We start from the raw sequence: 12262 nt of genomic DNA, 5'->3' as shown, positions 1-12262 counted from the left end.
GCCGGCGCTCTCTCAGAGGCGCGCGAAGGCGTGCAGGATGCGCGCGGGCTCGGTGACTGGCGAGGCCAGCACCCGCGCCGCGACCGCGTCGAACTCGCTCGGATCGAAGTACCCGCCGTCGCGGTAGATCCGCATGCGGGCCGTGAAGTCCTGCGGTGTGAGCTCAGGGTGGAACTGCGTCGTGTACAGGCTTGCGCCGACACGATAGGCCTGCACGGGGCAGTCCTCGTTCGTGGCGAGCAGCACGGCATCCGGCGGCAGGATGTCGGTGCCCTCCTTGTGCGCCGTGAACGCCTCGAATCGCTCGGGCAGACCGCCGAACACCGGGTCGTGGCGTCCCGCATCCGTCAGGGTGACGGTCGTCGCTCCCGTGCCCTCGGGATACGTATCGGCCACGGTGCCGCCGAAGACGCGGGTGACGACGCCGATGCCGTAGCAGGTGAAAATCGCCCGCGTCGCGCCGGATGCGGCGGCCTCCGCCACACGGGCGAGGTCATCCTCTACTCGCGTCTGCACCGCGCCCTTGTCGGGCGTCGTCACGTTGAAGGGGCTGCCGCCGACGACGAAGCCCGCATAGCGATCGAGTGCGTCGGTCGGCAGGCGGTCTGCGACCAGATCCCACGCATGGAGCCCGTCCGCGTCGCACCCCATCGAGACGCGGAACGACGCCCACTCCGCCTGGGCCGCATCCCGCTGCGGGCGCGCGCAGAGGTACAGCAGCGGGCGGGGATCCATCCTGCGATTCTATGGCGCCGCTGTGGCGGCCTCCGCGGCTCGTGCTGTGCTGAGAATGCTCGCTAGTCGCGCGACGACTGCGCGGTGCGGCCTCTGAGGATGCCGATGAAGGTGTCGACGAGCGGCGACGCATCCTCGCGCGGCCACGCGAACCCGACGGGCGAGGGTATCGAGCCCGAGAGGACCCGGTACTCCACGTCCTTGCGGTGGTGCAGCCGCGCGAGCGACATCGGAACGATCACGATGCCCACACCGGATGCGACGATCTCGATGGCATCCGCCGTCGTCGCCGGTGCCGCGAAGGCGGGCGCGACGGTGCCGGCGACCCGCGGGTCCACGACGTCGTCGGCCGGGACGATCAGCACCTCGCCCTCGAGGTCCTCGACGGTGAGCTCCTCACCCGCGGCGAGGTGCGAGTCGGACGAGAACGCGACGACGACGGTCTCCTCGTAGAGGCGGATGAGGTGCCAGCGCTCGGTGTCGACGGGCGGGCGGACCAGCGCCGCATCCACCCGCCCGCTCTGCAACGCCCCCTCCTGCGCGGCGACCTCGAGCGGCACGAGTTCGAGCGGCGTACGCGGCATCCGCTCCTGCCAGATGTCGATCCACTTACCGGGTGTGGCTCCCGGGATCGCGCCGAGGCGGAACGGCCCCTCGGGGATCGGGGGAGCCGGGGCCGGCTCGGGCTTCTTGGCTGGGGGGCGGGGTGAGCCGCTCTTGGCGGGCCGGTGAGAGCCGCCGCTGCGGGTCGAAGCGGAGCGTGCGGGCTTCTTCCCGCCCCTCGGTGCCCCTCGACCAGCCATGCCCCCAGGCTATCCCGCCCCCGGTCCATGGCTCATGGTGTGGTCGTCGAGGGGCTCGGTCCTGAAACGGCAGTTCGCCTGTCACATATCGAGCCGGCGGGCGCGATCTGGGACAGGCGAACGGGTGGGAGTGACGGATGCGGTGCGCTCAGGCGGCGGAGCGAAGCCCCCGGCGGTCGGTGGCGACGCGCTCACCCTGCGCGATGGTCTGGTCGTCGCCGATCAGCGAACCGCCGGCGACACTCGCGCCGGGGCCGATCTGCGTGCGCACGCCGATCTGCGCTCCGGCGCCGACGCGTGCGCGGGAACCGATGTGCGCGTGCGGCGCGATCTTGACCTTCGGACCGATGACGACGTCGCTCTCGATCCACGCGCCGCGGCCGACATAGACGTCGGCGGCGATCTGCGCGCCGGGCTCCACATAGGCGCCCGCTTCGACGACGGCCGTCGGGTGGACCTTCGCGCCGTTCGCGATGAGCCCACGTCCGTTCACGTGCTTGCGGTAGCGCAGCATCTCACCGCGCTCGTTCTCGATATCGATGTAGTTCTTGCCCACGATCGCCTCCTCCGGACCTCGAGGTGCCAGCACTGATCGAAACGATCCGGTACGGGGTTTCATTCCCGACCCGGCACTCTTCCGGCCTTGCACCTTATTCGGAGCCGACGCGGGATCGGATGCGGGTTGCGCCGCACGCGTCGACGACCTAACCGCCGCGCAGAGCAGGCTCATCCAGGTGGCACGATGGACGACGTGAACGAGCCGCATCCGGAGTCCGCCGAGCCATCCGCCGACGCGATGGAACCGGAGCTCGGCGCACGCCCGAGCGCACCCGAGACCGCCTCGACCCTGGTCTTCGACGTCAAGCAGACGGCGCACAGCGTGCCCGAGGACATCCTCGGTATCCTCACCGGCACCTTCGCGGCCTCGCTCGGTCTCTATCTGCTGCAATCGGCGGGCTCGGTCACGGGCGGCACCGCGGGCGTCGCCCTGCTGTTCGACTACGCGACGTCGTGGCCGTTCTGGTTGATCTTCGCCGTCGTGAACCTTCCCTTCGCCGTGCTCGCGATCTGGAAGAAGGGATGGGACTTCACGCTGCGGACGGCCGTCTCGATCGCGCTCGTGTCGGGGTGGTCGGTCGTGCACCACGCTCTCCTGCGCATCGAGAGTCTGGACCCGATCTACGGGACGCTCGGTGGCAACCTCCTGGCCGGCGTCGGTCTGCTGATCCTGTTCCGACACAAGGCGAGCCTGGGCGGGATCAACATCGTCGCGCTCCTCATCCAGGAACGCACCGGCTTCCGCGCCGGATGGACCCAGCTCATCCTGGACCTCGTGATCATCCTGATCTCGCTGTTGGTCATCCCGGCCCCTGCCGTCCTGCTGAGCGCGATCGGCGCCGTACTGCTGAACCTGGTCCTCGCCATGAACCACCGCCCCGGCCGCTATATCGGCCACTGACATTCCGGGCCGTCAGCCGCCGGCATCTCCCGCATCCTGGGGCGCGGATGCCCGCGGCATGTCCCACTTGCTGCACTGCTGGGCTTGGATTCCCGCGGCATGTCCCAGTTGCTGCACTTTCGGGACGTGATTTCTGCGGAAAGTGGGACATGCCCTGCGGATAGTGGGACATGCCCGGGGCGTGACGAAGGGGCGACGACCGGCCGCGGAACTCAGCGGCCGGCAGCCGGCGGATCGGGATGAGGCGTTGAGGGAGCGAGAGCTCAGTCGGGCGCGGGTTGGCAGCGCGGGCACCAGAACACGTTGCGCTCCGCCGTGGGCGAGGCGCCCAGGGCCGTCTCCCGGATGAGGGTGCCGCACCGGCGGCACGGTTTGCCGGCGCGGCCGTACACCCAGGTGCGCTGCCCGGCGCGGTCCTGGCCGGTGAACGTGCGGGCCGGACGATCGCGGTTGGCGCGGATCATGCGCGCGCCGGTCTCGATCAGCCCGGCGGCATCGATTTCGTTCGCGGGCGTCTCGGGGTGGATGCCGCGCACGAACAGCAGCTCGTTCGCATAGACGTTGCCGAAGCCTGCCACGTTGCGCTGATCCAGGACGGCCACGTGGGCGGCTCGTGCGTCCGCGCCGATACGGCGCACCGCCTCGGCAGCATCCCAGTCGGCACTGAGAGGGTCGGGGCCGAGGTAGCCGACGAGCTCATCCTCCCGTGCCGTCGGCACTACCTCGATCATGGCCAGATCGAAACCCACCGCATCCGCTGCGGCGACGCCGACGATCGCGCGTGCCTTGAAGGCGGGTCTGCGCCACCGGGCTCCGGGCGCGTAGACGTGCCACTCGCCCTCCATCTTCAGATGCGAGTGGAGCGTCTGATCGCCGATGCGCGCCAGCAGGTGCTTGCCGCGCGGCACGACCGCGTGCACGGTCTGACCCTTGAGGTCGAGCGTCGCGAGCTGGGGTACACGCAGATCGAACCGTTCGACGACGCGCCCGGCCAGTGCGGCGTGCAAGCGGGCCGCCGCGCGATAGACGGTATCGCCCTCAGGCACGCGTCGACCGCTCCGCTCGCACCGCATCGCCCGCGGTGAGACGACGCAGCGTCAGGCCTCGGGTGGACTCGACGAAACCGGCGTCGCGCAGCAGCCGACCCAGCACCGTGCCGAAGACGAAGGCGCCGTCGACCTGCTCGATCGTGAGGGTCTCGAGCCTGCAGGCGCGCGCGGTCTGAGCCAGCGACGCCGCCGCGGCGGCCAGCGCGTCCTCGTCGTCGGTGAAGCTCAGCGCCGTCTTGCCGCCGCGCTCGAGATACAGCACGAGTTCGCCGTCGACGAGCACGACCAGCGCTCCCGCCTTGCGTCCGGGGCGATGCTTGACGCCGTCGCGCGCCGGCCAGCCGAGCGCCGCGCCATAGGGGTTGGCGGGATCGGTCGCCGCGAGAGTCACGCCGTGGCGAGGCGGTGGGTCGCCCACCGCGGCGAACTCGCGGAGCCGGTCGATCGTCGCCGAGGCGGCGAACTGCGCCGCTCCCAGCTTCTCGATGAGATACCCGCGTCGGCAGTGCCCTGTCTGCTCGAACTGGGCCAGCACGCGGTAGGCCTGGGCGAAGCCTCCCGGCAGACCCTCGTTCTGCACGGACCCGCGGGTCACGACGCCGTAGCGATCGAGCAGCAGCGATGCCGCGGCGGTGTGGCGCAGCGTGGGGTCGCTCTCCGGCGTCGGAAGCAGCGACCAGCGTCCGCCGACGGATGCGGGCCGCGCCGGAGCCGTCGGGCGCGGCATGCTCGTGCCTCGGAACATCCGCGCGCGGGGCGCCCGGCGGGCCACCCGATGCGCCTGGGATCCGCCCGAGAGCAGTCCGCGCACGGGGGTGAAGGTGTCGTTGGTCACGCGGCCTGCCCACGCCAGTCGCCAGAGCGCATCGACGACGGACTGCTCGTTCTCCGCCTGCGCGAGCTCGCGCACCTGTGCGGCGAAGTATGCGCCTCCGGCGGCGAGGACGTCGAGGATGCGGGCATCGAGCGAATCGGCCGCGACCTCGTCCTCGGGGACGGCGAGGGTGAGGGATGCGGCATCGGCGGGGTGCAGTGACACCCATCCGTCGCGACCGGGCAGTGCACCGTGGCCGGCCCAGACGACCTCGCCCGTGGCCGTCAGCTCGTCGAGCATCGACGGCGTGTAGTCCCTGACCCGCGAGGGGAGGACGAGGGCCTCCCAGGCGCTCGCCGGGATCGGGACCCCGGCGAGCTGTTCGATGACGGCGAGCGTGCCGTCGATCCCCTCCAGGGGCCGGGTCACGTGTTGCCACACCGGGAGGAAACGGGCGAAGGCGTCGGGGGAGACGGGCTCGACGCTGCCCCGGATGGCGGCCAGCGACCGCATCCGCAATCGTCGAAGCACCTCGCTGTCGCACCACTCGGTGTCGTCGCTGCGGCGCGCGGCAGACTCGGGAAGGAAGAAGCCGCTCGTGACCCGGCCCGACGACTCCAGGCGCTGAAGCGTGTGCCGTGCGACGGCGACCCCGACGCCGAAGCGGTCGGCGACCTGATCGGCGGTGAACGGACCGTGCGTGCGGGCGTGTCTTGCGACGAGGTCGCCGAGCGGATCCGCCACCGGTTCGAGGAACGCGACGGGCAGTCCCACCGGGAGTGCGGCACCGAGCGCGTCGCGCAGCCGGCCCGCATCCTCGATCGCGGCGATCCGCTCAGACCCGGCGATGCCGACCCGGATCGCGCGACGGCTCTCGACCAGGTCCGCGGCATACTGCGCCGCCTGCTCGCCGTCGGTCAGGCGCAGTGCCAGCTCGTCGACGGCGAGAGGGCCGAGCAGGCGCAGCAGATCGGCGACGCCCTCGGCGCCGTGCGCCTTGCGTTCGTCGTCGAGGCGCTGCGCCTCGCGTTCGAACTGCGCGATGACGTCGGGATCGAGCAGCTCGCGCATCTCGATCTTGCCGAGCAGCTCGCCCAGCAGCGCGGGATCGACCGAGAGCGCGGCGGCACGGCGCTCGGCCAGCGGCGAATCGCCCTCGTACATGAAGGCGCCGACGTAGCCGAACAGCAGGTCGCGCGCGAACGGGGAGGGCTGCGACGTCGTCGTCTCGACCAGGCGGATGCGGCGGTCCGCGATCTTGCGGGCGATCCCGGTCAGCGCCGGAAGGTCGTAGACGTCTTGCAGCACCTCGCGCAGCGTCTCGAGGATGATCGGGAACGTGGGGTGGCGGCGGGCGACCTCCAGCAGCTGCGCGGAACGCTGGCGCTGCTGCCAGAGCGGACTGCGGCGGTTGGGATTCGTGCGCGGCATGAGCAGGGCGCGGGCGGCGCACTCGCGGAATCGCGAAGCGAACAGGGCGGAGCCCCCGACCTCGTCCGTGACGATCTGCTCGAGCTCGTCCGGGTCGAACACGAACAGCTCGGCGCCCGGCGGCTCCGCCTCGGCATCGGGGACGCGGGCGATGATCCCGTCGTCGCTGGCCACGGCGGACCCCTCGACCCCCAGTCGCTCCCGGATGCGGGCGTTCACCGCCAGCGCCCACGGGGCGTGCACCTGCATGCCGTACGGGGAATGGAGGATGACGCGCCAGTCGCCGACCTCGTCGCGCCCGCGCTCCACAGTGAGGGAGCGATCCGTGGGGACCGAACCGGTGGCCTCGCGCTGCTCGGCGAGGTAGGCGAGCAGGTTGTCTTGCGCGAACGCATCCAGCCCGGCCTCCGACAGGCGCTCCCTGGCGCGAGCCGGCTCGGCCGCGGACACCTCGCGCGAGAAGGCGCCGAGTGCTTCGCCGAGCTCGGCCGGCCGACCCAGCCCGTCACCGTGCCAGAACGGAACCTTGCCGGGCTGGCCGAATGCGGGCACCACGTTGACGCGGTCGTGCGTGATCTCGACGATGCGCCAGCTGGTCGTGCCGAGGGTGAACACGTCGTTCACCCGCGACTCGTAGACCATCTCCTCGTCGAGCTCTCCGACGCGGGCGTTCTGGCTCTCGCCCGCGACGAACACGCCGAACAGCCCTCGGTCGGGGATCGTGCCGCCGCTGGTCACGGCGATCCGCTGCGCGCCCGGGCGACCGGTGAGCGTTCCGTGATCGCGGTCCCACACGAGCCGCGGTCTGAGCTCCGCGAACTCGTCGGACGGGTAGCGGCCCGCCAGGAGATCGAGCGTCGCCTCGTAGGCGGAGCGGGGGAGCGTCCGGAAGGGCGCGCTGCGTCTGACGGTCTCGAACCAGTCCTCGACCTCGATCGCGCCTCGCGCGGCGGCCGCGACGGTCTGCTGGGCGAGGATGTCGAGCGGGTTCTGGGGCACGCGGATCGACTCGATCCGACCCGCCAGCATCCGCTCGGTGACGATCGCGGTGTGCAGCACGTCACCGCGGTGCTTCGGAAACAGGGCTGCGCGGCTCACCTCGCCCACCTGGTGACCCGCGCGACCGATGCGCTGCAGTCCGGACGCGGCCGATGGGGGCGCCTCGACCTGGATCACCAGGTCGACCGCTCCCATGTCGATGCCGAGCTCGAGACTGCTCGTGGCCACGACACAGCGCAGTACGCCCGATTTCAGCTCGTCTTCGACGATGGCGCGCTGCTCTTTGGAGACCGAGCCGTGGTGTGCCTTGGCGAGCACCGGCTCCGCGCCGGCGGTGGCCCCCGCCTGCGCCATCACCGCGGCGGGCACAGCGGGGTCGGGCAGATCGAGCCCCAGCCGTTCGCTGTAGATCTCGTTCAGGCGTCCGGTGAGGCGCTCGGCGAGGCGGCGGGAGTTGGAGAAGACGATCGTCGAGCGGTGCTGAAGGATGCGGTCGACGATCGCCTCTTCGACGTGCGGCCACAGCGATCCCGTGACCTCGGTGCTCTCGGCCCCGTCGGAGGCGAACCAGTCCTCGCCCTCACCGTCGGCCTGTTGCCCCGGTGGTGGCGGCGGATGCAGCATGTCGTCGACCGGCACGACGACCGTCATGTCGAACGCCTTCGTGGCGCGCGGAGCGACGATGTCGACGGGGGCCGCACCCCCGAGGAAGCGCGCGACCTCATCGATCGGACGGACGGTCGCCGACAAGCCGATGCGCTGCGCCGGTTTCTCCAGCAGTGCATCGAGGCGCTCGAGGCTGACGGCCAGATGCGCTCCGCGCTTGGTGGCAGCCACCGCGTGCACCTCGTCGACGATGACGGTGTGCACACCGCGCAGGGTCTCGGACGCCTGGCTCGTGAGCATCAGATAGAGCGACTCGGGCGTCGTGATGAGGATGTCGGGCGGGTCGCTCACGAGCTTGCGTCGATCGGCGGATGTGGTGTCGCCCGAGCGCACGCCGACGCGCACATCGGGCGCGACCAGGCCCAGGCGTCGGGCCGACTGCCCGATTCCCACGAGCGGGGAGCGGAGGTTGCGCTCCACGTCGACGCCGAGCGCTTTCAACGGCGAGATGTACAGGATGCGGGTGCGCGGTGCATCCTTCGCCGGAGCGGGGGACGCCGTCCGCTCGCGGAAGACGCTGTCGATCGCCCAGAGGAAGGCGGACAGGGTCTTTCCGGAGCCGGTGGGAGCGACCACGAGCGCGTGGCGCCCCTGCGAGATCGCGTGCCAGGCTCCTGCCTGCGCGTCGGTGGGAGCGGCGAAGGCGCCCCGGAACCAGTCCTGCGTGGCAGGCGAGAACTGGCCGAGCACATCACTCACCCGATCATTGTGGCCGTAGCCGCCGACACCCGGGCGGGGATTGCGCTCAGAGCGCAGGCCTAGACGCCTGTCGCGCCCGGGTCAACGGGGTGCGCGATCGGAGCCCCCTGCCTAGGGTGTCGGGATGGACACGAACAACGAGAACGATCGCCCGATGCGCTCCTCGGCGTGGCGCATTGTGGCCTTCGCCGCCATCATGCTGGTCCTGGCCGGCATCATCGGCGGCTTCACCGCCGCCATCACCCAGAGCGTGGTCGCCGCGATCATCGCCGGCGCCGTCGTCGTCGTGCTCGGCGCGCTGTGGGTGCCCCGCGTTCTGCGCGATTCGCCGCCGCCGGAGCACCGACCCGGCGAGCGACCCGGATACGAGCAGTACGGACCTCTGGGTCAGCCGAACACGGTGGGGCTCGGCAACGCGGGCGGATCTTCGACGTCTGGAGGGACGAGCTGATGGTCGGCACCTCCGAGCCCTACGACGAGCAGCAGCCGCTCCGGCGGCCATCGATCGGCGCGATCCTCGGGGTGGTCCTCGGGATGCTGGCACTGGCGGCCGTGCTCGCCGTCATCCTCGGCATCGTCACGCAGAGCCTTGCGGTGATCTTGGCCGTCGTGGTGGTGATCGGGGCGCTCACCGCCGTGTGGGTGTGGCGCATGATGCGCGGGGTCGGCTCGTCGGTGCGTCCGATCCAAGACCACCGTGCGACCGGCGAGCACGGGCCCTATGGCCAGCCGGGCGCGCCCGGCATCGGAGGAGCGGGGCGCGACGGCGGCCGCTGATCAGCGTCGTCCGCCGGGCGCCTGGCCCGCGGACGGTGTGGTCGTCGTGTCGACGCGGACGGCGAGCGCGGCGGTATAGCCGCCGGTCGTATCGCCCGTGACGGTGGCGACCTGGAGCGCGCCGCCGTCGTCGCCGAAGACGTTGTCGCTGGCGAGCGTCACCTGCGACAGATTGCGCGCCGACCCGTCGTAGGCGGCCAGCGCGTACACCTCGGCGAGCGGTGCTTCCGGCACGGCGAGCTGGGAGGTGGCGATCGCGTTGCCGGCGTCCGTGATGTCGTCGACGCTCGGATACACCTCGAAGTGGATGTGGGGCCAGCGGCCGGTGTAGCAGCCGGGCACGATGGAGGTGAAGCTCACCTGCCCGTTCGCATCGGCCACCTGGACGCCCCGCAGCCACGTCTCGTTCTCGACGCCCTCCGAATACATCGAGTAGCGGCCCTGCGCGTCACAGTGCCACGCGTAGACGGCGACGCCGGCGAAGGGCACGTCGCCGTTCGCCATGTCAGTCACGCGCAGCGTGAAGGTCAGGGGGACGCCCTCGACCGCGGTCGAGGAGCCGATGCTCGTCCGCAGGTCGCTGCGCACGATGCCGCTCTGCTCGAGCACGTCCGGGCCGTTGGATCCGTCGCCGGGGTAGGGGCCGGCCGTCTCGTCGGGGATCTCGCCCGCGGGGAGTGTTCCCGAAGCCGACCGGGCTGTGGCGGAGCCCGAGGGGGTCGGCGTCGCGGTCGGTGTCGTACCCGCCGAGCTCACGGGGGCGCAGGCCGCGAGCGCCGCCGTTCCCAACCCCACTCCCACCAACCCGAGGATGCCACGGCGGCTGATGAGGGTACGGACGTCGAACGGGGCGCCCTGGTCGACGACCTCTTCGTCCGGTCGGTCCAACAGGCGGCCTTCGTAGGCGAGCCCTCGGGGGGTCTGTTCGGCACCGGGGATGCGTGTCACGGTCGTCTCCTGACATGTCGGGGAGGGTTCGTCGCTCGATGATGTCCGACGCGCTCAGGCGGCGACGGTGACGCTCCTATACGTCGGCTATGAACGGGTCCGTCTCCCGCATCCCGTCCTCGTCGATCTCGATGACCGTGTCGACGCCCAGGCGGGAGAGGAAGTCGTCATCATGGCTGACCACGATCAGCGCACCGCGATACGCGGAGAGCGCGTCGACGAGCTGGTCGACCGTCTCGAGGTCGAGGTTGTTGGTCGGCTCGTCGAGCAGGAGCAGTTGCGGCGGCGGGTCGGCGAGCAGCACGCGTGCCAAGCAGAGCCGGAACCGCTCGCCGCCGGAGAGGGTCGCGACGGCGCGGTCGACGGTCGCGCCCCGCAGGAGGAAGCGCGCCAGGCGGTTGCGCAGTTGCGCCGTCGGCGTCGTCGGTGCCGCATCGGCGACGACCGACAGCACGGTGGCGTCGTCGTCCAGCCCGTCCAGGCGCTGCGGAAGGTACCCCACCCGATCCGTGAGCGGCACCGCACGTGCAGAACTCAGCCAGGCAGGGCCGACCTGGCCTTCGGCGTCTTCGCCGCGACCGGTTCCGGCGGAGTCTTGCGCCGTCCCCGTCGCCAACCGCTCGAGGAGGGTCGACTTGCCGGCGCCGTTGGCTCCGACGATCGCGATCCGCTCGGGGCCCTGCACGATCCAGGTGCGCTCGCCGTCGCCGATCTCGGCGAGCCGCCTGCCCGCGGCGACCTGCGGATCGGGCAGATCCACGTGCACACTCTCGTCGTCACGCACGCGCCGCTCCGCCGTCTCGAGCGCGGCGCGCGCGGCTGTCTCGCGATCGGCGACCGTACCGCGGAGCTTGCCGGCCGACACCTGCGCCGCATTCTTTCGTCCGCCGGCGATGATCTTGGGCACACGCTTCTCGACCTGCGCCTTGTGGGCCGTCCTGGCGCGTCGTGCGAGCGTCGTCTCCGCTTCGATGCGCTGGCGCTTCTCGCGCCGGACGGCGGATGCGGCGGTGCGTTCGGCGGCGCGTGCCGCATCCTGCTCGTTCTCCAGATGCTCGCGCCACGCGCGGTAGCCCCCGCCGAAGCGGGTCAGTCGATTGCCGTACAGCTCCGCCGTCTCCGACATCCCGTCCAGCAGTGTCACGTCGTGGCTCACGACGATCAGGGCGCCCGGCCAGTCCGCGAGCAGATCGCGCAGGCGCGCCCGTGCCGCGCGGTCGAGATTGTTCGTCGGTTCGTCGAGAAGCGTCACCGCCGCCCGGCGCGCCCGCAATCCCGCCGTCGCGACGAGCACTGCTTCGCCGCCGGAGAGCTGTCCGACGCGCCGGTCGAGGGCGTCACCGGGGAGCCCTGCGGCGTCGAGCGCGGCGATGGCACGGGCTTCGGCGTCCCAGTCGTCGCCGATCGTGTCGAAGTGGCGGGCGTCGACGTCGCCCGCCTCGACGGCGCGGAGCGCGGCCAGCACCTCGCCGAGACCGAGCAGGTCCGCGACGGGGCGGTCGGCGTCGAGCGTCAGGCGCTGCGGCAGCACCGCCACGTCGCCGTCGACGCCGAGCTGACCGGATGTGGGATGCAGCTCTCCGGCGATCAGGCGCAGCAGGGTCGTCTTGCCGGAGCCGTTGCGTCCGACCAGGCCCGTGGTGCCGGTGCCGAACGTGCCGGAGACCTCGGTCAGAGCGGCCGTGCCGTCCGGCCACGAGAAGGAGAGGCGGTCGAGGACGACCGCGGCGGAGAGAGCGGGCATGATGCCTCCCGGGATGTCGGTGGAAGCACTGACACCCGGGTGCCCGCGGGCACGGTGATCGACGGGGTCAGCGCGTGGGCTGGAAGCCGTCGAGGAAGTACACCGGTTCGACCTTTCGGAAGGGGCAGGACTCGAAGA

General features: G+C 71.3%; 10 protein-coding genes. 3 read left to right on the top strand and 7 right to left on the bottom strand.

Annotated elements, in window-relative coordinates; translation table 11 throughout:
- Positions 1–12: 12 nt before the first annotated feature.
- From AC1VNH_RS08765 to AC1VNH_RS08755, 3 genes are all read right to left on the bottom strand, one after another.
- Entirely contained in the window at positions 13–735 is a 723-nt protein-coding gene (locus AC1VNH_RS08765) for a glutamine amidotransferase-related protein (RefSeq protein WP_483110909.1), read from the bottom strand.
- 62 nt (positions 736–797) lie between these two features.
- Positions 798–1538, bottom strand: a complete 741-nt coding sequence (locus AC1VNH_RS08760) for a LysR family substrate-binding domain-containing protein (protein WP_483110907.1) — start codon at positions 1536–1538, stop codon at positions 798–800.
- Positions 1539–1686: 148 nt separating this feature from the next.
- Complete coding sequence (locus tag AC1VNH_RS08755) at positions 1687–2094, bottom strand: acyl-ACP--UDP-N-acetylglucosamine O-acyltransferase family protein (RefSeq protein ID WP_274286362.1); 408 nt, start codon at positions 2092–2094, stop codon at positions 1687–1689.
- A 240-nt stretch (positions 2095–2334) separates the two neighbouring features.
- On the opposite strand from AC1VNH_RS08755, the gene AC1VNH_RS08750 reads away from it, so the two are divergent.
- Positions 2335–2997 carry a YitT family protein gene (locus AC1VNH_RS08750; protein ID WP_483112713.1) on the top strand — a complete coding sequence of 221 codons (663 nt, stop codon included), beginning with the start codon at positions 2335–2337 and terminating at the stop codon, positions 2995–2997.
- Positions 2998–3260: 263 nt separating this feature from the next.
- Here AC1VNH_RS08750 and AC1VNH_RS08745 read toward each other — a convergent pair whose 3' ends face one another.
- Positions 3261–4043, bottom strand: coding sequence for a DNA-formamidopyrimidine glycosylase family protein (locus AC1VNH_RS08745; protein ID WP_483110906.1), 783 nt, complete (start codon positions 4041–4043; stop codon positions 3261–3263).
- Positions 4036–8655 (bottom strand): ATP-dependent helicase, encoded by a 4620-nt coding sequence (locus tag AC1VNH_RS08740; protein WP_483110904.1) that lies wholly within the window; start codon positions 8653–8655, stop codon positions 4036–4038. Before AC1VNH_RS08740 ends, AC1VNH_RS08745 begins: the two co-directional genes overlap by 8 nt.
- 124 nt (positions 8656–8779) lie before the next feature.
- Between AC1VNH_RS08740 and AC1VNH_RS08735 the strand changes: the two genes are divergently transcribed.
- Positions 8780–9106 carry a hypothetical protein gene (locus AC1VNH_RS08735; protein WP_483110903.1) on the top strand — a complete coding sequence of 109 codons (327 nt, stop codon included), beginning with the start codon at positions 8780–8782 and terminating at the stop codon, positions 9104–9106.
- Entirely contained in the window at positions 9106–9432 is a 327-nt protein-coding gene (locus AC1VNH_RS08730) for a hypothetical protein (RefSeq protein WP_483110901.1), read from the top strand. The genes AC1VNH_RS08735 and AC1VNH_RS08730 overlap by 1 nt, the downstream gene beginning before the upstream one ends.
- Here AC1VNH_RS08730 and AC1VNH_RS08725 read toward each other — a convergent pair whose 3' ends face one another.
- Both AC1VNH_RS08725 and AC1VNH_RS08720 read right to left on the bottom strand, forming a co-directional pair.
- Positions 9433–10380, bottom strand: coding sequence for an intradiol ring-cleavage dioxygenase (locus AC1VNH_RS08725; RefSeq protein ID WP_483110899.1), 948 nt, complete (start codon positions 10378–10380; stop codon positions 9433–9435). It abuts the gene before it with no gap.
- A gap of 76 nt (positions 10381–10456) precedes the next feature.
- Positions 10457–12124, bottom strand: a complete 1668-nt coding sequence (locus AC1VNH_RS08720; RefSeq protein WP_483110897.1) for an ABC-F family ATP-binding cassette domain-containing protein — start codon at positions 12122–12124, stop codon at positions 10457–10459.
- Positions 12125–12262: the final 138 nt, after the last annotated feature.

Source organism: Microbacterium sp. KU4F (assembly GCF_056868075.1).
This window is presented reverse-complemented; position numbering and strand designations above follow the sequence as displayed.